This window comes from Candidatus Photodesmus blepharonis (assembly GCF_000731795.2).
Taxonomy (GTDB): domain Bacteria; phylum Pseudomonadota; class Gammaproteobacteria; order Enterobacterales; family Vibrionaceae; genus Vibrio; species Vibrio blepharonis.
Genome location: NZ_JGVK01000001.1, coordinates 89,341 through 112,242 on the forward strand (window position 1 = coordinate 89,341; position 22,902 = coordinate 112,242).

The window sequence follows — 22,902 nt, forward strand, 5'->3', positions numbered from 1 at the left end:
CTAATCAACAAAATTGTTATTCTTATTTTGAGAATTATTTTGCGTTAAGTTGGAGACTGCTATTGTTAACGCAGCAAGAATATATATGGGCCAGTTAAAAGCTTGAGTAAGAAAAGTACTAGAGACAATGCTTCCGATAAAACCTGCATAGACGGAATTCGCTACTACGGTTAAGTGAGGTGAGAATAGTTCGGGAGATTTAGAAATTCTACGAAGTGTATCACGTGCAGTATGAATAACAGAAAAAATAAAAATTATGAATACAATGAATCCAGGTATTCCAATTTCAGCTAATACACCAAACCAAGTACTATGTACTGCGTGGTTTGAGCCATCCCAATATGAACTGTAAAAAAAATAATTTGGGAAAAAATTATTGAGTCCAACTCCAGTAAGTGGATTATCCATAGCCATCCTATAAGCTGCTTTCCAAGCGAAGATTCGTCCTATAGATGACTCATCCATCATAATCTCTCCGAAAAATCTTCCTGAGATTTTGCTCAGAATTCCAGATAGTAGGTATAAATAAAGTAATCCAATAACCCCTAGTAAAATAAAAAAATTTTTAGAATATATAAGTTTTAAGGCACAAATACTAATTACTGCAAGAGAGCCTAATAAACCGCCTCTACTCTGAGTCGCCATAATCGCTCCTATGAATAATCCAGTCGTAATTATAGCGATAACTTGTTTTAAAAAGGAAATTCCTTTGGTAGTTCCTAAATTAATAGAAAAAGCAAGAGGAAACATCAATACTAAAGAAAGATCATTTGGATCTCCGAGCATTGATCCAATATCACGTCCAATCGTAACTCGTGTCCCCTCAACTAATCCAATTTCATTTACTAAATTATAGAGAGTAATCGAAGCGATCAAAGTTCCTGACAAAACTATAGAAAATGAAATTTGTCCAATATGTTTGTCGTTATTGACAACCCATATAATAGCAAGTGTCATTACAATAATTTTCCAATAGACATTTGTGAAAGCAGTAAGTGCTAATTCAACATTTGAAGCTGTAAACATTCCCATGGTTGTTAGTCCCCAAAAAATTCCTAACCAGGTTAATGAAGGGTGTCCATATATTTTAATTTTCTGACTTAATAGGGTATGCCATATTAAGGCAAATAATGCCCCAAGCGATAATACAAGAGGAATTTTTAAATGGTATAAGGTAGGAATAGCTTCATGAATTCGAAAGAAAGAAAAAAGAACAAATAAAGTCACTAGCCAAAATGGTTGATTGAGCGTTATTAAAATTCCAAGAGGGATCAAGCTTACCATGATAGGTACTATTGGACTAGGTATCAAATACCATACCGTTGCAATAATGAAACATAGAAGCACAATACTCATAAACAATAATCTTGATAAACTATACATCATTGACCTCTAAACGCTTCGAAAAAGCATTGCGAATTGAAATTATGCTAATACTCGTAAAAAAAGCGCTATAGTATGAAATAGCAAGATTTGTAACGATTCCAAAAATGAGGATTACAGTAAGCGGAAAAAAACTTTTGACGGTAAAGTTGAGCCATAGACAAGTTATAGTAACTAGTAGAATTGCTGCAAGTGCACAGTATTGATACGGCAGTGGTTCCAATAATTGGCTGCAATAAAATACCAACGAAACACGTAATATTTGTGCGAGCATAATTGAAAGGAGAATGCCCCAAACACCATGTAATGACATTATCCAGCACAAATAAAGTCCTAAGCTAGTGCAGACGAGGTCGATTTTAAGCATCCACTGTGTTTTTTTACTATTTAGTATTCCAATATTAATGAGATTGCTAATTTCTTTTAAAAGAGAAATGAAAATGGTACCTATGACTAAGTAACAAGCGTCATAGTAACTTTTTGGTAATGCTGATTGAATAAATATTTGACTTATATAAGTGACAAAGATTGCGGAAAGAACGATATAAACAAGACCACATTGGGTTATTTTGATTGTGTATGACTTACCTTTTTCTGATAATACTTGAAAACGTTTAGGTATCCACCACATACAAAAAGGTTGGACAAGAATGCACATTGCAAGCGAAAATTTGGCAGAAATGGAGTATAACCCAAGACTTTCCATTGAGATACTATAGCCGATTATCCATTTTTCTGCTCCAGTTAATCCAAATGTGATCATTGTTGATAACATCAATGGAGTAGAATAGGATAAAAGTTTCTTCAATTCCTCAAATTTCCCAAAATTCCATTGGAAACGGTTTATAAATTGAAGTAATGCCAATTGTAGGAATGTAGATGCAACACCAACCATATAGAAGAGTGTTATGTTCGGAGAAATTCTTAGGATAAGAAATATACCAGCTAGTTGAATGAGACAAGATAACGTGTTAATGATCAAAAGCGTGAAAGCTTTATCTTGTAAACGTAACCATGCAGTACTTATGCTAAGTGCAGTTTCAAAACAGAGTACAAGGCAAACGAGTAGGATTTCTATTTTGCTTAGCATGCGATTTATATGCGGAAACATGAATAAGAATGATGCAATTAAAATAGCCATACTAGTCGATAAAATTAATGAGGTTGAGTAAATTTCACTGGCTTTTTCAAATCGATATTTAGGGTCCTTTAAACAACCTACGAAGCGATATAAATTTTCATGCATAGCAAATCCTGACAATAAACAAAGAAACATTGATGTTGTAACTAAGATTTCTAGCTTACCTAACTGATTAGGTGTAAAATGATTCGTGATAATGGGTAGCATAATTAATGATGTACCCTTGGTTAAGAGTAAGCTTATTGCATAAATCAAAATATTCTTAATAGATCTGGGTAAAGTGTGTAGATGCATGATATTAATCTTATAATTCCCTCATAAACTTGAGATAAGCTTTAACAGGAATAGTTATTTAGATAATTAATGATTGCCTCATAGCAGTGTTCTGCGTGGTATAGCTCAGTTACTTTTAAAGCTGCTTGTCCAATGCGCTTTACGACATTTTGGTTATTACTTGCATATAAAATAGCATTAGCCAGTGATTTTGCGTTTTTTGGAGTATACTTAATACAATTAATATTGTTAGTTAGCTTAGTGTCCCAATACGCTCCATCCTTTGGAATTATTACACACATTCCAGCAGCCATAGCTTCCAGGACAGATAGTCCGAATGGTTCTTTTTGACTTGTTGAAATAAATATATTGCTATTTTTTCGAATAGAATCCAAATCTAAGGGTTCTTGATACCATTTAAAATTCTTCAATAAAATTGGAGCATGTGAAATTGGAAGATTGGTGTTATTTGGACGAATAAAGCAGATATTTGCAGTAAATGTTCTAGAAGATTCTAACATATTGGTTGCTGTAATAAGTAAGTCTAGACCTTTCCATTTAAGTAAAGACGCACTCCAAAAAATGATGGGCCGATTGTATTGACATTGGGATGGCCAGCGATATTGAGGAATACCGTTGATGAATTCTTGGAATTGTTCGCTTTCTAAGATTTTGCTGCATTGAAAAATAGATTTTTCTTTAGAAGTTTTGGTTTCTAAGTAATGTGCTATAGCATTAATTAAACTTTGTTTTGCTGAAGGTAAGTAGAATGCTTTTTGTACACGAGTAAGGTTATTACCAATTGAACGTGATGGTGCTACCATTCCATGGATTATTTGGATGATAGAAATATTTTTAAGTTGTTTTATTAAATACAGAGCCATATCTGTTCCTGGACCTGATGCTCCAAGAAAGTAGCTTACACGGGGAATACGTATTAATTTATAAAAGAGTAATAAAGCAAGCGAAAACTGTTTTAGCCAAAATATACAACCAGAGTTATCTTTACTTAAATAATTAAGGTAAGGAAGCGAATATATTGACACTTCATGGTGTTCTAAAAAATGTATGTTTTCCCAAGATCTTCTATCCATAGTTATGATAGTGAACTTAATTTTTGTTGAATTAGTCAATGTAAGTATATCTCTTGTAGCAATTTTAGATCCCCCATTAAAAGAGATTGGATCAAATACTAGGCAATGATGTTTAGAACGCATGTTGATTTCTTTATCTTAGTTTATTGAAAATAAAGGTTTTTATCGGAGATATAGCTTGAAAGAACGAAGTTTTTTCTTGTTGTTTTTCAGATAGAATATTGTGATAAATAGTTTCAATTCGCTGTATATTACGTGCAATTGTATGATGAGTTAGTATTTGTTTTCTTGCTTTAATTCCCATAATTTTCGAAAGTTCTGGATTTTCGAGTATATCGAGCATAGCTTTGATCAGTGGTAGAGTTCCCGAATTTTTATATAACAGCCCATTTTTTTTGTGAGTGATTATTTCTGGGATGCCTCCTTCATTGGGAGCGACAATTGGGAGTGCAGCTAAGGCAGCTTCGGCTATTACTAAACCAAACGCTTCTTTGTGAGATCCGCTAACAAAAGCATTTGTATTTTTTAACCAGCCTTGAGTGTTCTTTTGTACACCAACAAAATGCACATGTTGTTTTAAATTTAATTGATTGGTTTGTTGCTTGAGACAATGACGCAAAGGACCGTCACCAATAACTATTAGATGAATATAGGGATATTTAAATATTAAGTGGTATAACGCATTAATAATTCGATCGATACCTTTTCTATGGATAAGCGATCCTATAGTGGTAAAAATGAAGCTGTTTTCTGGAAGGTCCAGTTTAGATTTAATATCGATTGTTTTATGTTGAGATAAACGCTCAATATCTATTCCATTAGGAATGATAGACAGACGGTGATCTGGATATCCATCAGAAATAAGTTGGTGTGTAATAGCTTTGCTTACAGCAATGATTCTAGGAGAAAAATGTAGACCTAAAGTAAGCCTTTCATATGCTGAATAGTCGCTATGCAAGTGTGTAATCATTCGTATTTTAGTAAGTTTTGTTGCCGGATACATCCACTGACAAGGTGCAGCACTGTTGACGTGCACCAAATCTATTTTTGCTTCAAGAATATATTTCTTAGCAAAATCAATTTGTTTTTTCCAGGATATAAGATCAAATCTAGGCGTTTTCCAACCCAGTAAAACAGAAAAAGAGCTAAGTTTGCTATAGACTCCTATTTTGTTAGCTGTACGATATATAGATGTGTTGTTTGTCCATAAGAAAAGGGTATAGTGCCTTCTATCTATATTGAGCATCAAATCCAACAAGCACCGTTCACTACCTCTAATCCAATTTTCACCATAATGAACAAATAGTATACGTTTGTTTTTTTTCATCGTGAGTGTTAATTTCTACAGTACTTTTTATGGAGAGCTGCAAAGGAAAGGCCAATAGATGCTTGTCAGCCTATTAAATATATTTATTTGTAATTTAGTTTGAGCGTTTATTTATTTTGACAATTTTTTCAAAATGAGAATCAATTTTGATAAATTTGGAGAAGCTTAGGAATGATGTTGTTAACAGAGTAATTTTTTTGAATGGTTTCTATAGCTTTTTGACGAATAAACATTTTTCTGGTTTTAGAGAGTGTAATCCACTTTTGTATACCATTAACCAATTCTCGATCGTTTGTGGCAAGAAAACCATTGTATGAAGATTGAATGAGCACAGGTAGCTCACCAACGTTAACAGCGCACACTGGAATTCCTCTGGCCATAGCTTCGAGTGCTACCATAGGCATACCTTCATATCGAGAGCAGATGATCAGGATTCCAATATTTTTCCACACATGATTCATATCTTTTTGATATCCATGAAGAATAAGATTGCGGGGTTTATCAATGAGTATTTTTTTCTTCATTGGGCCCTCTCCATAGCAATGAAAATACTCTTTAGGAAAATATTTGGCAATTTTTACTAGCTTGTCTGGTCCTTTTTCATAGCTTAATCTGCCAACGAATGCTATTTCATCCCCTTGGCTTTTTGTTATATTGTCAAACGAGATAAAATTGTGCAGTAGGTATGAAGAAGAAGGTAATTTATTTTGGATTGATTGACTGACAGCCAAACATGTATTAGAAAGATTAGAACTATAACGATCCAAAAAATCATATAGCCATATTTTTCCTTTAGATGTCTCACCTGCATGATAAGTAGAAATTTGCTTTATTCTCATAGTAGGCGATAGACATCGAATAATCCTTCCGTATAAATTTGCTTTATAACCGTGGGTGTGAATTAGGCTTGGCTTAGTAAATTTAATTGCAAGTCTTAGTGATTTGAATTCGTTTGATGAAGGGAAGGATATATTTGAGAAAAAGTATGGGATAGACGAAATGCGAAGTTGTTCTTCTAAAGGAGTTGGGGTAGAATAGTGAGCAATAAACACCACCTGCACGGCGACGCGATATTTTTTTAATCCTTTTGCCAATTGAAGTACATGAGCTTCGATACCACCGTAAGTTAAGCTGTCAATTAAAAGCCATATTTTTTTTTGATTTATACTAAAACTACGTTCTTTCGTGCTCATCCTCAGATTCCCAGGCTTGTTTTTTTCTATAAATAGTTGAGGGACTCAATTCTAGCAAAATTGCAGCATTTAATACGTTGCCATCGCAGTAATTGATGGCATTCTGGATGTTTTCTCTTTCTATTTGCCACATGGGTCTAATAGCAATTGGTTTCCCTAAGGATAAGGAAGATTTAGAAAATTGATTAGTAGCTGGATTTATAGGAATAGTGCCTGAAATTTCGATAGGTTTTGAGATCATTTTGGATTTGTTAACTACCGATCCTTGATGTAAAATTTGTTCTGGTAAATGATTGAGCGATAATCTAGTTTCATTGTTGAGTACTACAATATTACGGATAATGTTCTGCAGTTGCCTTATGTTACCTGGCCATGCATAATTTTGGAGAAGTAATTCTGCATCTTGATTAATTCCTGAGAATTTTTTTCCATCTTCTTTTGCATATTTTTTCAGAAAATGGTTAGCAAGAATGGCTATATCGTTACCCCGTTCTCTTAGAGGGGGCATTTCGATTGGTACAACATGGACACGGTAATAGAGATCTTCTCTAAATCGACCTCTTTCAACTTCAATTAAAGGATCACGGTTAGTCGCACAGATAATACGAATGTCAACTTTGATTTCTTTTGTTGCTCCTAAAGGGGTGAAAGTTCCAGTTTGCAAGAAACGCAGAAGTTTTTTTTGCATTTCAAAATCCATTTCACATAGTTCATCTAGAAAAAGTGTTCCTTTATCAGCTAAAGAGGCTGCTCCTTTTCTATCTGCAGTAGCTCCAGTAAAAGCTCCTTTCACGTGACCAAAAACTTCACTTTCCATCAAATCTTTCGGTATGGCTCCACAATTTATTGTAATAAAAGGCTTTTTTTTACGCTTACTTTCACTGTGGATAGCTTCAGCGCAAACTTCTTTGCCTGTACCACTTTCACCATTAATAAAAACACTTGCATTTGTTGGAGCAACAGAATCGATGATTTTATACACAGTTTGCATTGGAAGGCATGAACCGAGAAATCCATGAAAACGGATACGATCAAATTTATTTTCGATATCTTTAACTAAATGCTCAAATTTTACTTGTCTTAAATGAAGAGCAATGGACGTTTTTAATCTATCTGCTTTAATAGGTTTTTCTAAAAAATCTTTCGCACCTTTTTGCATTAGACTAACAGCAGTATTAATAGAACCATGAGCAGTTGCAATAACAACAGAAGTTGGTACTTGGTTTTCCGATATCCAATCTAAAATATCTTCACCAGACATATCTGGAAGTCTTAAATCTAGTATTATTAACTGAGGTAGGTTTCGTTCAATAAAATCAATAGCCTCTTTTCCGGTTTCTACATGAAATAGTTTAAATGGCTCATTTTTTACATATTGTTTGTAAAGAATTGCGAGAGATGTTGAGTCTTCTACTAGTAATACTTTAGGTTTCATGGAATTCATCCTTGATGATCGATCTGAAAATGAAACTTTATTTAATTGATTTAGCATAGCTTTAAAACAAAAGGTAAAATTGCACTCTAAATTTTTGAGCTAGATGGAGTTTCGAAGCCTAGTTTTTTTCTATCTGCTAATGATTGAATTGATCGTCGTGCGAGTAATTGGAATTCAAATTCAGATTCAAATGCTTTATCAAGTTGTTTATTTAAACAAAATAGTTCAATTTTTTTCGCCATTTCAGATAATTGACGATTGCCTAAAGCTAAAGCTGAAGCACTAAGATTGTGAGTTTCGAATTGTAGCATGGCGATATTTTTTCTATGAAAAGCTTCATGAATTTTTTCAAGACAAGAATACGATTCTCTTAAGTAACACTCAATAAGTAAAGGAATAACTTCAACACTGGTATCTTTGATGACTTGTTGTAAAATAGTTTCATCTACAAGATCCAAATTCTTTTGTGTGTTTGAAGTAGAGCATTTTTTTTTGGCTGTTTTACTTGGCATTTTAATTTCCAACTGAATATTTTATTCTTTTCTTTAATTAAGAATAAGTTAATTTTCTAAAATTAGTTGAGATAGTTGCAGTAGTTTTTGTTTAATGCTCAAATTTTTAGAGGAGGAAAAAACTGATTTTGTACGGTTTAGTAAGGACGTGTATTTAAATGCAAAAAAACCTTTTTTAAGCTAATTGAGAGAGAAACTGGCTTTTGAGTAAGCGAACTTCGAGTTTATGACGTAAATTTTTTGAGATAAATGGAATTTTTTTAAGCCCACGAATAATTTCATGACTTAAAGAAGGCTGATCTTTTGCGTTAAACACAGTTCCAAGCAAAGAGATTTTTCTCAATCTAAGCAATTTCATGGCACTTTCAATTTGGGTAGTTGTATTTATGTTTCCTCTGACCACTAGTATTGTTTTGTCACAGGCGCTAGCTACACTTTGAGCTGGAATATTTCTATGATTAATTTTTAGTAGAGGAGAAGTATCAATTACTATTCTTTCAAAGTTGTTTAGCCATTGTTCAATTCGTCTAGACATCATAAATGGATCTTTATAGGCTAGTTCTGCTAATGGATCATTCGGAGTCGCTAAACCATTAAATAAACGATGACTATGCTTATGTTTGATCCAATGTTCCATTGCATCACTTTGGTTTAATTTTAATGCATAGAATGCCGGATGAAACATATTTAGATCGACAAGTAACGTTTTGTATCCTGCAAGTAAATAACGTTCAGTTAATGCGGTTGCAATAGAAGTTACACCATCTCCTGATTGACAAGCTGTAATACATACTGATCTACAGTTATTAAATTCCGCAGCTAAATATATTTGTTCTATTTCAATATGTGTAGAAGGAATAGTCATTACAGTGTTCCTATTAAAGCAATGGTCGTGGTTAGACGAGCGATATTTTCTAGTCCTATACGTACTTTTTCTAAAAATCTGTTTGTACGATCTGGAACATAGATTGTATCTCCAGATCTTACAATGGGAAGCTGATGAATATCAGCAGTTGTAGCAAATTTAATAAAATTAAAGGTACGAGATTGATTTTGACAACATGACATGTTGATAATAGATATTTTTTCTAAATAAGCAGTATTACTGGGTCCACCAGCTTCTGCTAGAATATCCAAAATGGTCATACTGCCATTGAACATATATCGTCCTGGATTGTTTACTGCTCCTAGTACTCTGACTGTTGACTCTTTTGATTTATCAAGCCAATTGCGATTTTTTTCTGGGATATAGATTGTATCGCCCATCGTAATACTAGGAAGTAAGTTTTCATCACCTGTTTCGAAATAAAGTGCAAGATTCAGTTTACTTACTTGAGAGTATGACTTATCTCGATGAGCTACGCGTATATTGTGAATATCCGCATCTTTATTAGGTCCATCTGCTGCAGATAAAATATCTAGAAAATGCATTTCTTTTGTAAAACGATATCGTCCTGGAGAGTTTACTTGACCTAAAATGTATATTGATGCATCTGAGCTTTGCTTTATCCATTGAGATTTATTATTTGTTGGGTCTTGCGGAAGAGTATGTACTCTGATAATAGCACCTGATGAAATAATAGGAAGATCTGATATAGATGCCCCATTTTGCATATAAGAATCTAGATTAAATAGATGTATTTTTTTATCTGTGGTTACAATTTCAATCTTAGTTGTGTCAGCTTTATCAGTTGGACCACCAACGTGAGCGAGCAAATCGATAAGATTCATTTCATCTGACCATTCAATACGACCTGGTCGTGTAACTTGACCAATGATACTAACAGCTCTGTTTGCTGCAACTTTCAACCAAGACTTTTCATTCATATCTGTTTTTTCAGGAACAAAAATAGAATCGCCAGGATAAATGATAGGTGGAAGAGCATCCGTTAATCCTTCAGTGTAGTTTGTAAGATCAAATCTGATAATTTTTTGATTTGCCTTAATAATTCGGATCTGTCTTGATTCAGCGAATCGGGTAGGTCCACCTGCATTAGCTAGAATATCTATGAAAGTTGCTCCTTTTTTACTTTCATAAGCACCAGGATGTGCAACTTCTCCCATAACATACACAGTATTAAAGCCTGATTTTATTTCTTCTTCTTGTTTAGGTACAAAAATTGTTGTACCAGGAGTAAGTGCTGGAAGCAGATTTAAATTTCCACTATCTAGGTAACTTTTTAAATTAAATAATTTGGGAGAATTATTGCTGATAATACGAATTTGTTCTACTGAAGCATAACGAGTGACACCTCCAGAACGCATTAGTATATCTATTAGATCGATATCTTCTTTGTAAGCGAATGAACCTGGTGCATTTACTTCACCAAATATTTTTATCGCGCTTCGAGTATCTTTACTATCACCTGAATCTGCTAATTTAGTCGAATCAAAAGCTTGCTCAATGTTACCTACAAGAGGAGAGGCAGGAATAAATATTATATCTAAAGACTGTAGAGAGGGTAATTGAGAGGTATTACCAGAATCTAAAAAATCTTTGTAATTGAAATATTTCTTAACGCTACCTCGTTTAAGTAGCATTTTGTCAAGCTGAGCACCGGAACGAAGTCCTCCAGCTGCGTGGATAGCCATTTGTACATCGCTATTGCTAGGAAGTATATACTCGCCGGGTGACTTTATATAGCCTTGTAAGGAAATGAGTATTTGCTGTTTTGAGATAAATACGTTTAGGCTAGAAAGATCCCGAAATGCTGTTTTTAATGCCTTAGTTACGTTATTTTGAAGTTGTTTTTCAGTGTAACCTAAAATATAAATTGGACCAACTTCAGGTAAATTTATCCTACCTCGTTTATCAACTTGGAAAGTACGATTTAAAGTACTTTCTCCAGGTAAATTGATTTGTATTAAATCTCCAATCTGTACTTTTTCATTCTTTGCATTTGCAAAATTTATAAATAAGGAAAAAAAGATAATAATAAGAATATTATTATTCCCGTTCATATATACCTCTTGGAAATAGTGAAGTATTACTTTTTTTCATTGAGAGGATTTCTATACTTACACGGCGGTTTGTTAAGTGAACTCCAGGTGAATCTCCTTCAAATAATGGTAATGTTTCTCCAACCGACTTGGTAGTTATACGCAAAGGTTCAAGGCCAAATATTATTAAATAACGTTTTACCTGGTTAGCTCTTGCCATCGCCAATTTATGATTGTTTTTTTCGTCACCAGTTGAATCTGAATGTCCAGTAATAGACAATTCCAAGTTTTTATGAATCCGAAGCAGGTTAACTGCTTGAGCGAGTTGACCAATATATTTCGGATTAATTTCAATGGAATTATGAGCGAACTGGTTATCAATATTAAGCATGTGAAAAAGTTGATCAATAATCTCCAGGTGTTGATGAAATTCGCTTTGGTTTGGAGGTGGAGTGCAGCGAATTTCAGATGTGACATAATTCATTTGGATGTCCAATTCATTGAGTCGTTTCCTCTGAATAAGTAAGTCGTTTGCTGCATCTAACAGCAAGCCAGCTTCAAGTTCACGAGCTATTCTATTCTGTTTTTCTATTGCTTGAGTTACGGCAGCAGGGAAACACCATTTAGCTCCTTCTTGAACTAGTGAATCCAGATGTAGCTTAGTTATTTGCCAATCAAATCGAAGTCCATGTTCCGGACCTAAAGGTTCATGAGGCATGACGGGGGAAAATGTAGCTGAAATATAATTTTTTACCAGTTCTCCAGTGCCTATATTTTTTGTGAAATTAGCGCAACCAAAACATGTTAGGATTAACACTATTAGTGCTACGTGCATAAATGTCCTATTCATAGTTTTTTCTGTACAATGCATATATTATCTCGAATTTATAGGTATAGCTTGGTCAATGTGGAGTAGATTAATTATTTCTAACGGTTGACCTGTTACGTTTTTAATGCGCATGTTACGCTCACGTTCAATGAGGCGCTTATATAGGTAGACTAGTGCACCTATGCCAGATGAATCTAAAAAACTTACTTTGCTGAAATCCAATTCAATTTCATTATGGGTATCTTTATTAATGATTTCATCAATATATGTTTGAGCAATACGACTTCCGTTTGCGTCTAAGTTTCCGTTTATTACTAATGTTAAAACTGTTTCATTTTTTTCCACTTTAAGCATTTCCATAAGCAATTCTCCTATTTTTGTTTAAATCTTTGAGCAGAATTTATGCCAGCAATTATTTATATTAAAATTCATATACTTATTTTACATCTCTTGTTTATTCTTATATTGAGAAGATAATTTACTCAATTTGAGAGTGTGAATTTCATGGTGAGAAAAGCTGCTCAATAACTAAGTATTATGTTTTTCAGTACTTTCTAAGAAGACATTGATAAAGTCATTATTTTAAATATTAATTTTGATTTTATGCACTAAAAGGGAATACATAGTTAAAAATTGAAAGAGTGAGAGCTAGTGAAGCAGAATCTTTTGCTAATTAGCATTGTTCAAAACACTAAAGAGATGTAATACTAAACGCTATTTTAAATTAGCGGATATTTTTAAATGTTTACTGGTATTGTTCAAGGAATGGCAAAGTTAATTTTTATTGAAAGAAAGCAAAATTTTCAAACTTATACAATTGAATTATTAAAAGGAATGAGCGATGGCCTTATGATAGGTGCTTCAATTTCAAATAATGGTTGTTGTTTAACTGTAACGCGTGTTGAAGGCAATTTGGTATCTTTTGATTTAATGCAGACAACGCTGAAACTGACTAATCTCGGTAACTTAAATGAAGGAATGTTTGTAAATGTAGAGCGATCAATGACGTTTGGTGGGGAAATTGGCGGTCATAATATGTCTGGTCATATCTCAACTACAGCTAAAGTGGATGAGATTGTGAAAACTACAAACAATTGTAGTATCTGGTTTTCAATGTTACCTAATTTGATGAAATATATATTAGAAAAAGGTTATATTGGTTTGGATGGCTGTTCATTGACTATAGGAGAAATTGAAGAACAGCGTTTTAGAGTGGATTTTATCCCAGAAACATTAAAGAGTACCTTGTTCGGCAAACGTACAGTAGGTGATAGAATTAACGTTGAATTTGATCTTCAAACCCAAGCTATTGTGGATACAATTGAACGTATTTTAGCAAGAAAACAGCTTTAATTTTCAAGACTTTTAGATGATTAGGTATTCTATTGATCAAATAAATAATAATTTTTCTAAAATGATAGGAAAATCAGGACCTAAACGGTTTGTTCATCATAAGATCTTATTTCTCTTTTTGTTTTTTACGTTTGTCGGTAATTTTCCATTTTCCGTCAATGTATAGGCCGATCCATCCTGAAAATTTTCCATCAATTTCAGAACGAATATAATTTTCTTTTAATTTTCGGTTGAAACGAACTACAGTGGGATGTCCGTCAGGGTTTTCAGTTGGTGCCTCTGTTAAGTAAAGAAACTTAGATGATAAGCGTTCTTTGAAACTGATTAATTCTTTTACTAATGGTGCTCTTGTTTCTCGAGATTGAGGAAAGTTGCTTGCCGCCATAAATAAGCCAGAAGCTCCATCTCTTAGTACGAAATAAGCATCTGAATTTTTGCATAGTAACTCAGGGAAGTGTACAGGATCTTCTTTTGGTGGAGCTACCTGACCATTTTTTAAAATTTTTCGTGTATTTTTGCAACTATTGTTGGCACAATCCATGTATTTCCCAAAGCGACCGTTTTTCAGAATCATATTAGAACCACATTTTTCGCACTCGACAAGAGGGCCATCGTAGCTTTTGATTTTAAATTTACCAAGCTCAACCGCATAATTTTCACAGTTTGAGTTGTTTCCACAAATGTGTATTTTACGTTTTTCATCGATGAGATATGCATCCATTGCTGTTCTACAGACCGGACAACGTTTTTTAGCGCGCAAGGCTTCTGTTTCTGTATCTTCTTCAATGATATTAACAATATTATCCTCATCCTCTAAATTAATTGTTGTTTTGCAGCGTTCTTTTGGTTGGAGAGTATAACTAGAACAACCTAAAAATATCCCTGTTGATCCAGTACGAATTGCCATATATCGTTTGCACTTTGGACACTCAATATCGGTTTGAACTATACGATTTAATTTCATTCCTCCATATTTTTCATCCATACTTGCTTTCTCTAAATGTTTAGTAAAATCATTGAAGAAAGTATTTAAGACATTTTTCCAATTCATTCTACCTTCGGCAATTTCATCAAGTTTTTCTTCCATTCTGGCTGTAAAATCATAATCCATCAAATCATTAAAGCTATCATTCAAACGAGTTGTTACAATTTCTCCCATTTTTTCTGCATGAAAACGGCGTTGTTCTATTTTTGCATAACCGCGATCCTGAATTGTTGAAATAATAGAGGCGTAAGTCGATGGTCGACCAATTCCGCGTTTTTCCAGTTCTTTAACAAGAGCTGCTTCACTAAAACGGATAGGTGGCTTGGTAAAACATTGTTTTGGTTCCACATTGCTCAGACTAATTTTGTCACCAATTTGTACTTCAGGAAGTATTTTGTCTTCATTTTTGCTAAGTGTATGTTGAACACGTGTCCAACCATCAAACTTAAGAATGCGACCTTTTGCATTTAGGGTATAATCTGCTACCTTAACAGTGATTTTCGTCAGATTGTACCGAGCAGGTGTCATTTGACAAGCAACAAATTGGTTCCAGATGAGTGAGTAAAGTTTAATTGAATCTTGGTTCATACCTGGTAAGCTTTCAGCTTGTACTGTAACTCTTGAAGGACGAATTGCTTCATGTGCTTTTTGCGCATTTTCTTTGTTACAGTATACATTAGCTTGATCTGGTAGGTATATTTCTCCAAATTTACTATTGATATACCTACGAACTATTTCTAGACTTTCAGCGCTTAAGTTGGTTGAGTCAGTACGCATGTAAGTAATGTGACCAGCTTCGTAAAGTTTTTGAGCAAGCATCATGGTTTTTTTAACACTATATCCCAAGCGTGTACTAGCTGCTTGCTGCAATGTTGAGGTAGTATACGGAGCAGATGGTTTACTTATAGTTGGGCGATCTTCACGCTTATATATCTTATATTCCACGCTGTTTAACTTAGCAACAACCAATTGAGTTTCAAGCTTGTTGGTAGCTTTAAACGGTGAGTTATTTTCTTTCGTGACTTGTAAACGTAAACCAACGTTGTTTTTAGTGATTGTATTTACATAAATTTCCCAAAATTCTTCAGAAATGAACTCTTTTATTTTACGTTCTCGTTCAACTAAAAGTTTGACAGCAACGGATTGAACTCGACCTGCAGACAAACCACGAGCAACTTTTTTCCATAAAAGTGGCGAAACCATAAAGCCAACTACGCGGTCCATAAATCGGCGGGCTTGCTGGGCGTTAACGCTATTCATATTAACCTTTCCAGGATTCTGAAAAGCTTGTTCGATAGCATTTTTTGTGATTTCATTAAATACTACACGTTTGTACCGTCTTTCATCACCGCCAATGATTTTACGAAGATGCCAAGCGATTGCTTCTCCTTCGCGATCTAGATCAGTTGCCAGATAAATATTATCTACGTTTTCCGCTAACTTTTTTAATTCAGTAACAACCTTTTCTTTTCCTGGAAGTATTTGATAGTTAGCTTTCCAGTCACTAAACGGATCGATACCCATTTTTTGAATCAATGATCTTCGTTCTTTCTCTTTTTTAACTAGCGTTTTTTCTTCAATACTCATTCCTTTTGTCGAAGTGCTAGCTATGTTTTTATTTACTCCTTGTTTTATAAGATCACGAATATGACCAACACTGGATTTGACAATGAAGCCTTTTCCTAAATATTTATTGATAGTTTTTGCTTTGGCAGGCGACTCCACCACAACAAGTGATTTACTCATAATTAATTCAAATGTCCTTAATTGTTATAGGATATTACACACTTAAAATATTACTGCTTCTTTGAATATCAAGCTAAATTTGAAGAAGATCAACATTTTTTTAAAAAAATAAATTCAAGTATTTTACAAACGCAATAAACTTGCTTTATAGATTACAGATATTGGATAGCAATCTTATTTTCTAGTTCACTTGCTTAGTTTTGCTAGATTATCAAAGTAATTTGGAAAAGTTTTAGATATACACTGGAAACCGTTAATAGTGACACCAGCATCACTCAATGCGACTAAAGAAAAACACATAGCCATGCGATGGTCGTTGTAAGTATTTATGGTAGCATGCTTTAGTTGGTTCACGGGAGTAATAGTAATGTAATCTCTTCCTTCCTCAATTTTTGCTCCTAGCTTACGTAATTCTTTCGTCATAGCAGAAAGCCGGTCTGTTTCTTTTACCCGCCAATTGTATATGTTACGAACTTTTGTTTTGCCTTTAGCGAACAGTGCAGTAATGGCAAGAGTCATTGCTGAATCTGGAATGTGGTTACAGTCTATATCGATTCCTTGAAGCGGACCGACGCGAGAAATAATATAATTTTCTCCCCATTCAATCTTAGCTCCCATTTTTTCGAGCACGTTAGCAAATTGGATATCTCCTTGAATACTGTTTTTATCTACACCTTTTACTTTAATTTCACCACCTTTAATTGCTCCTGCGGCAAGAAAGTAAGACGCTGATGAAGCATCACCTTCTGCCATAAAATCGCCAGGAGTAACGTAATATTGCCCTTTTGGGATCAAAAATTCTTTGTAATTGTTATTAATTATTTTAATACCAAAGTGTTTCATAACATGTAGAGTAGTATCAATGTAGGTTTTTGATACTAATTTGCACTTAATTTTGATGGTTGTGTGGCTTTGCAGAAGAGGTGCTGATATCAAAAGTGCACTTAAAAATTGACTGGAAATTGAACTGTTTAGTAAGAAAAAATTCTTTTTTAGAGAAGTTCCTACAATTTTCAAAGGTGGAAAATGGCTATTTTCTAAATATTCAATTCGTGCTCCTGCTTCAAGCAATGCTTGAACTAAATGCCCAATTGGTCGTTCTTTCATACGAGATTCACCGGTTAAAATGTATTCACCTTCGCTTAAACATAGCACTGCTGTTAGCAATCTTATTGCTATACCTGAGTTACCTAAAAATAATTCTGATTTTTTAAATGTTTGGAATGGCTTGCCTAAGCCTTTAACTTCACAAGTTTTTTTATCTTTAGAAAATTGATATTTAATACCTAGTTTAGATAACGCATTGAGCATATAGGTAATATCATTACTATCTAAGAGATTAATTAGACGAGTGGTTCCTTCAGATAACGCAGCAATCAGCAAAACTCGGCTAGATATACTTTTTGAACCTGGTAAAGTGATTTCACCGTTTACTTTTGTGATACTTTGTAATGTAAGATTTTTCATTGAGAACCCGAAGTTTCTTGGTTTTTGTAAAATAGTTTCAACAGATGGATTGTTGCAGTCATAAATTTTAAAGTCTGTTTTGATTGATACCAAAAGCTAGCAAATTACTACTAGCAAGAGTAGAATGTGCCACAATTTTATATATTAGAATTTTATATAGAACGGTTTTGTTCTTGGGATTCTATTTGTTATCTTAAATTAAAGGCGATTAAATGGCTAAAGAAGATGTGATTGAGATGCAAGGCACTGTTTTGGATACCTTGCCAAACACAATGTTTCGTGTTGAATTGGAAAATGCTCATATTGTTACTGCGCATATATCTGGCAAAATGCGGAAGAACTATATTCGTATATTGACTGGTGATAAAGTAACCGTGGAAATGACTCCATATGATCTATCAAAAGGTCGTATTGTTTTTCGTGCCCGTTAATGTTTGATGCTCTAACCACGAATAAAATGAAGCCGTTTGCCTTTGTTTTATTCGTAGTTTAGTCTTCTTAATTTTGTAAATCATGGCTGCTTACAACGACGCCAAGTAGTTCCGTTTGGACCATCTTCCACTTTAATATCCATCTCATTTAATTTTTTTCGAGCCATATCTGCATTTTTCCAATCTCTAGAAATACGCGCGTTGTTACGTAGCTCAATCAAGGCTTCAATTTGCTTAATTTTATTCTTATTACTGTCTTTTCCTTTGAAAAAAGTTTCTGGTTCCTGGTAAAGAATTCCTATTATATTCGCAAGTTCACGCATTAAACTTCCTAATTCGCTAGCTTTCTGAATATTGTTTGTTTTAATACGATTAATCTCACGAGCTATATCAAACAATACTGAGTAAGCCTCTGATGTGTTGAAATCATCATTCATTGCAGTAATGAATCGAGATTTATATTCTTCATTGTTTGCGGGTGGCACAGTTAAATCTAAATTTCTTAGAGAAGTATATAGACGTTCTAGTGAAGCATGCGCCTGGTTTAATTTTGTTATATCGTATTTAAGTTGGCTGCGGTAGTTCTTATATGTCAAAAAATAACGTACAGTCTCAGGATTATAATGCTTTAGTATATCACGGATAGTAAAGAAGTTGCCTAGTGATTTAGACATCTTTTCTTCTTTGACGATGAGCATTCCACTATGCATCCAAACATTAACGTAATCAGTACTATTTGCAGAACATGACTGTGCTATTTCATTTTCATGGTGAGGAAATTTGAGGTCAGAACCACCACCATGAATATCAAAGTGATGACCTAAAATTGAAGAACTCATTGCTGAACATTCGATATGCCAACCCGGACGTCCTAATCCCCATGGTGACTCCCAACTAGGTTCACCAGGTTTAAACATTTTCCACAATACGAAATCTAGTTCACTATGCTTTATTGCTTTGATATTAGCACGATTACTGATTTTTAGCTGATCAAGATTTTGTTTAGATAATTGGCCATATTGGTTTTGTTTGTACTTACGTACTTCAAAGACTACATCTCCATTATTTGCGATATAAGCGAAACCACCTTCAATTAGTTTTTTTATTAATTTAATGATTTCAGCAATATAGTCAGTTGCACGCGGCTCAAAGTCTGGGCGTTGTATATTTAGAGAATCAAAATCAGTGTGCATCTCAATAATTAGGCGTTCGGTTAGAGAACTACAGGATTCATTGTTTTCTAATGCACGTTTGATAATTTTGTCATCAATATCGGTGATATTGCGTACAAATGTTAGCTTATAGCCTAAGTAGCGTAAGTAACGTGAAATTACATCAAAGGAAGCAAATGTACGACCATGGCCAATATGGCAAAGATCGTAAATAGTTACTCCACAGACATAAAGACCAACTTTGTTGGCAAAGATTGGCTTAAACTCCTCTTTTTTCTTCGTTAGCGTATTATATATTTTAAGCATGCACTCTATCACCGGAATATTGAAAAATTCATTTAAGTTTATCAATTAATCTTTTGATAGTTAATGATAGGAGGAATAAAAAATATAAAAATATTGTAATTTGCTATTGACGTGTTTTAATTGAAATTTAATTCAAAGAAATATTTTACCATCTTGATTCTTTTGGTAGGATTAGTGCTTTTGACAGTGCTGAAAGAGGGTGTTCGACGCATCAGTTTTTATTATGACTACTCTGTTTATTTCGGATCTTCATTTAACGTCTTGTAGACCTAGGGTTACTGATCGTTTCATTAGGTTTATACGTGAAGAAGCGTCTATAGCAGATGCTCTTTACGTGCTGGGTGACTTATTCGATTTTTGGATTGGTGATGATGATAACTCTGATTTCTCTAAACTCATTCAATATGAACTGAAGAAACTGACGGAATTGGGGGTACCTTGTTTTTTTATTCAAGGTAACCGGGATTTTTTGCTTGGTAAGCATTTTTTAAAGCATACTGGAATGCAGTTGTTAGAGGATGAGACGGTTATAGATTTGTATGGTTGTCAGGTTTTGATTATGCATGGTGATACTTTATGTATTCATGATGAAGAATACCTTGAATATCGAAAAAAAGTTCGTAAGCCTTGGTTAAAGTGGATGTTTACTCATATTCCTTTGTATATTAGGAGGATAATTGCTACCAAGATCCAATCTAACCTTAAAAAGCATAAAGAAAACAAGCCACTAGATGTTATGGATGTCACTTTATCTGAGGTTGAAAAAGTTTTGAATTTTCATAGCGTCAACTTGATGATTCATGGTCATACTCATAATCCAGGTATTCATGAACTAAATACAGAACAAGGTAATAGAATTAGAATAGTTCTTGGAGATTGGTATACTCAGGGATCTGTTTTAGCTTATACTGAACATGGGTACGAATTGCAAGTTCGACCATTTAATGAAAAGTGATGTTTTTCAAACTCTTCGGTCTAGAAGATGGGGAAAAAACAAAATTGTCTAAGAAAAATTTATCTATTCTATTTGCAGTATCAGAAGTAAATGGATTAGCTAAGAGCGGTGGTTTAGCTGATTTTGCTAAATCATTGACTGAGTCACTTGTAAAACTTGGGCAAGATGTCCGTTTAGTCCTTCCAGATTACAGGAAAATTGTAGATAATTTTAATCGAGAAGTGGTATTGAGCACACGCTTAGAGCATTGGCCTCATACGGCTTATTCAGTAGCTAAGCTGTCGATGCAGGGTGTACCTATTTACTGTATCCGTTGTTCTAAGTATTTCGATCGTTCTGACATGTACGAAGAAAATAATGAAGCTTATACGGATAACGGTGAGCGTTTTGCATTTTTTAGTGCTGCTTGCTTGGATATTTTGCCAAAACTTGCCTTTTGTCCTAATATCGTGCACGCCAATGATTGGCAAACAGGCTTTGTAGCCTATTTCTTAAAAAAGAGGTATGCAGAGACTGAGTATTTTCAGTCAATGCGTTGTGTGATTTCTATTCATAATGCTGCATTTAAAGGAATGTTTACTTATGAGGAGTTGCAATATTTGCCTGAATTTCGTCTTCGTTGTGTACCTGAAGCAGAAATAAGCTCTACACATGTTACGATGTTGAAAGCTGGGATTGTGTGTGCTGATAAGATAAATGCGGTGAGTCCGACTTATGCAGAAGAACTTAAGACTGAACTTGGAAGCCATGGTATGCAAAATGAGTTTAGGAGTCGTAGTAAAGATTTCATTGGGATTTTAAATGGATGCGATTATTCAGTATGGAATCCAGAAATTGATAAATATTTACCGAAAAATTATCGAGCTACCTATCAAAGTATGAGTTTTGGGAAAAAAGTATGTAAGCAAGCACTTCAATGTGAGATGGGCTTACCTGTCAAAAATGTTGCTATGTATGGTATGGTTTGTCGACTAACTAATCAAAAAGGGTTACATTATTTGTTACCAATTTTAGATAATTTTCTAGAATTCGACGTTCAATTAGTAATTATAGGGGTTGGTGATCCATTTTGGGTGGATCAGTTAAGAACTATTTCCACCCTGCATTGCACAAAATTCGCTTTTTTAGAGATTTATGATGATAGACTTGCACATTTGATAGAAGCAGGTTCCGATTTTTTTTTAATGCCATCAGAATTTGAGCCATGTGGTTTAAATCAAATGTACAGTATGGCTTATGGCACATTGCCGATAGTAAGAGGAGTGGGTGGACTTAAAGACAGTGTTAAAAACTATGATTCAGACAGCATTGAAGCGACTGGATTTGTTTTCGATAAACCCTCTAGCGAAGCTTTGTTAGTCACAATATCGCGTTCTTTAATTTTGTATATTCAAAATCCGAAAGAGATTGATAGACTTAAGTTAAACGCTATGAAACAAAGATTCTTTTGGAGTGATTCGGCCAGAAAATATATAGCTATGTATCGGAGTGCTTTGTCAGAGTCCGCTTAACAAAGCAGCACCTTGTGTTGTCGTAATAGAATAAGTCTGTAAAATCAAATAGTGTTTTTTAGTTTAGATGATTGACTAATTCTTCTCGTCGAGATTTTGGAATAACGGACCAATGGGTCCCTTTGATAGCTCCTTCAAGTGCCCAAAGCAGTTCAAGATTAACATCTGTAGTGTGAGTTTTTCGAATTGCTTTAAAAGCTTCGACAGAGCCTGTTTCTTCTAGTTTCTTTACAGAGAAAACTCCTGCTTTTTTGAGCATTCGTTCAGTTGCTAATCTTAAGTTTGGGAGATCTTTAAGACGATCAGGTTTCGATTTCATCTGAGATTTCTTTTCTAGTTTAGCTGCTTGCAAGGCGTTTTTTGCTTCAAGCAATATCGAGCTAACATCACTATGCCAATCACTGGGTGGAGCGAAATACTTAGTTATTACAGGAAATCCTCGTTTTTTGTATATGTAGGGCTTATACCCTTTTTTTTGATATTGTCTTGATAACACATTATCAGCACGGATGTGCAGTTTTTCATTTACAAATAGAGCAAACATTGTGTCATCGATAAAAATACCATAACCACCGAACATTGAACGAGATCTGACTGTACCAAGTTGTTTGAATAGTTGTATCGAATCTTCTAGTGATTTTTTCATTTTAGTGTCTTCTTTCTTTCAGCGACATGTGTTGAATTGGTTAAGTGAACCAGCGAATCTATATCTTGTAAGGGCGTCTAATATTGACGGGATTATAGGCTATAATCTCCATTCGTACCCAAAACACAACTACTACGAGTAAGCCATCAATGAAATAAAAATAATTGGAAATCTAAATAGACATCAAAAAAAAAAAAAAAAAA

General features: G+C 34.1%; 19 protein-coding genes. 4 read left to right on the forward strand and 15 right to left on the reverse strand.

Going from position 1 to position 22,902, the window contains the following annotated elements; genetic code table 11:
* The 11 genes from CF67_RS00385 to CF67_RS00435 form a co-directional block, all read right to left on the reverse strand.
* On the reverse strand, nt 1-1,386 hold the full coding sequence (locus tag CF67_RS00385) for an O-antigen ligase family protein (protein WP_420887584.1): 1,386 nt from the start codon (nt 1,384-1,386) through the stop codon (nt 1-3).
* Nucleotides 1,376-2,818, reverse strand: a complete 1,443-nt coding sequence (locus tag CF67_RS00390; protein WP_052538005.1) for a lipopolysaccharide biosynthesis protein — start codon at nt 2,816-2,818, stop codon at nt 1,376-1,378. Before CF67_RS00390 ends, CF67_RS00385 begins: the two co-directional genes overlap by 11 nt.
* Nucleotides 2,819-2,859: 41 nt before the next feature.
* A complete protein-coding gene (locus CF67_RS00395; protein WP_034412950.1) occupies nt 2,860-4,014 on the reverse strand; it encodes a glycosyltransferase family 4 protein in 1,155 nt (384 codons plus the stop codon).
* 10 nt (nt 4,015-4,024) lie between these two features.
* On the reverse strand, nt 4,025-5,218 hold the full coding sequence (locus CF67_RS00400; protein ID WP_034412952.1) for a glycosyltransferase: 1,194 nt from the start codon (nt 5,216-5,218) through the stop codon (nt 4,025-4,027).
* A 140-nt stretch (nt 5,219-5,358) separates the two neighbouring features.
* Nucleotides 5,359-6,411, reverse strand: coding sequence for a glycosyltransferase family 4 protein (locus CF67_RS00405; protein ID WP_034412953.1), 1,053 nt, complete (start codon nt 6,409-6,411; stop codon nt 5,359-5,361).
* On the reverse strand, nt 6,392-7,846 hold the full coding sequence (locus CF67_RS00410; protein ID WP_034412954.1) for a sigma-54-dependent transcriptional regulator: 1,455 nt from the start codon (nt 7,844-7,846) through the stop codon (nt 6,392-6,394). The genes CF67_RS00405 and CF67_RS00410 overlap by 20 nt, the downstream gene beginning before the upstream one ends.
* An 86-nt stretch (nt 7,847-7,932) precedes the next feature.
* Nucleotides 7,933-8,358, reverse strand: a complete 426-nt coding sequence (locus tag CF67_RS00415; protein ID WP_034412955.1) for an Hpt domain-containing protein — start codon at nt 8,356-8,358, stop codon at nt 7,933-7,935.
* A 175-nt stretch (nt 8,359-8,533) separates the two neighbouring features.
* Nucleotides 8,534-9,223: an AAA family ATPase gene (locus CF67_RS00420; protein WP_034412956.1), complete on the reverse strand. Its 690-nt coding sequence runs from the start codon at nt 9,221-9,223 to the stop codon at nt 8,534-8,536.
* Nucleotides 9,223-11,319, reverse strand: coding sequence for an SLBB domain-containing protein (locus tag CF67_RS00425; RefSeq protein WP_034412958.1), 2,097 nt, complete (start codon nt 11,317-11,319; stop codon nt 9,223-9,225). Before CF67_RS00425 ends, CF67_RS00420 begins: the two co-directional genes overlap by 1 nt.
* Nucleotides 11,306-12,148 (reverse strand): OmpA family protein, encoded by an 843-nt coding sequence (locus CF67_RS00430; protein ID WP_034412960.1) that lies wholly within the window; start codon nt 12,146-12,148, stop codon nt 11,306-11,308. Before CF67_RS00430 ends, CF67_RS00425 begins: the two co-directional genes overlap by 14 nt.
* A gap of 24 nt (nt 12,149-12,172) precedes the next feature.
* The gene (locus CF67_RS00435) at nt 12,173-12,487 is read right to left on the reverse strand and encodes an STAS domain-containing protein (RefSeq protein ID WP_034412963.1); all 315 of its coding nucleotides are present in this window, start codon (nt 12,485-12,487) and stop codon (nt 12,173-12,175) included.
* Nucleotides 12,488-12,868: 381 nt separating this feature from the next.
* Between CF67_RS00435 and CF67_RS00440 the strand changes: the two genes are divergently transcribed.
* Nucleotides 12,869-13,480: a riboflavin synthase gene (locus tag CF67_RS00440; protein WP_034412965.1), complete on the forward strand. Its 612-nt coding sequence runs from the start codon at nt 12,869-12,871 to the stop codon at nt 13,478-13,480.
* 106 nt (nt 13,481-13,586) lie between these two features.
* Here CF67_RS00440 and topA read toward each other — a convergent pair whose 3' ends face one another.
* Both topA and aroA read right to left on the reverse strand, forming a co-directional pair.
* The gene (gene topA / locus CF67_RS00445) at nt 13,587-16,211 is read right to left on the reverse strand and encodes a type I DNA topoisomerase (RefSeq protein ID WP_034412968.1); all 2,625 of its coding nucleotides are present in this window, start codon (nt 16,209-16,211) and stop codon (nt 13,587-13,589) included.
* 186 nt (nt 16,212-16,397) lie between these two features.
* Nucleotides 16,398-17,678, reverse strand: a complete 1,281-nt coding sequence (aroA, locus tag CF67_RS00450) for a 3-phosphoshikimate 1-carboxyvinyltransferase (protein ID WP_034412970.1) — start codon at nt 17,676-17,678, stop codon at nt 16,398-16,400.
* Nucleotides 17,679-17,890: 212 nt separating this feature from the next.
* Here aroA and infA point away from each other — a divergent pair, with 212 nt between their 5' ends.
* Nucleotides 17,891-18,109: a translation initiation factor IF-1 gene (gene infA, locus CF67_RS00455; protein ID WP_034412971.1), complete on the forward strand. Its 219-nt coding sequence runs from the start codon at nt 17,891-17,893 to the stop codon at nt 18,107-18,109.
* A gap of 80 nt (nt 18,110-18,189) precedes the next feature.
* Here infA and cysS read toward each other — a convergent pair whose 3' ends face one another.
* Nucleotides 18,190-19,587: a cysteine--tRNA ligase gene (cysS, locus tag CF67_RS00460; RefSeq protein WP_034412973.1), complete on the reverse strand. Its 1,398-nt coding sequence runs from the start codon at nt 19,585-19,587 to the stop codon at nt 18,190-18,192.
* A 223-nt stretch (nt 19,588-19,810) separates the two neighbouring features.
* On the opposite strand from cysS, the gene lpxH reads away from it, so the two are divergent.
* Nucleotides 19,811-20,542 carry a UDP-2,3-diacylglucosamine diphosphatase gene (lpxH, locus tag CF67_RS00465; protein WP_034412974.1) on the forward strand — a complete coding sequence of 244 codons (732 nt, stop codon included), beginning with the start codon at nt 19,811-19,813 and terminating at the stop codon, nt 20,540-20,542.
* Between the two features lie 44 nt (nt 20,543-20,586).
* Nucleotides 20,587-22,053: a glycogen synthase GlgA gene (glgA, locus tag CF67_RS00470; protein ID WP_034413002.1), complete on the forward strand. Its 1,467-nt coding sequence runs from the start codon at nt 20,587-20,589 to the stop codon at nt 22,051-22,053.
* Between the two features lie 58 nt (nt 22,054-22,111).
* Here the strand turns inward: glgA and CF67_RS00475 are convergent, their stop codons facing one another.
* Nucleotides 22,112-22,699: a TfoX/Sxy family DNA transformation protein gene (locus CF67_RS00475; protein WP_034412976.1), complete on the reverse strand. Its 588-nt coding sequence runs from the start codon at nt 22,697-22,699 to the stop codon at nt 22,112-22,114.
* Nucleotides 22,700-22,902 lie beyond the last annotated feature (203 nt).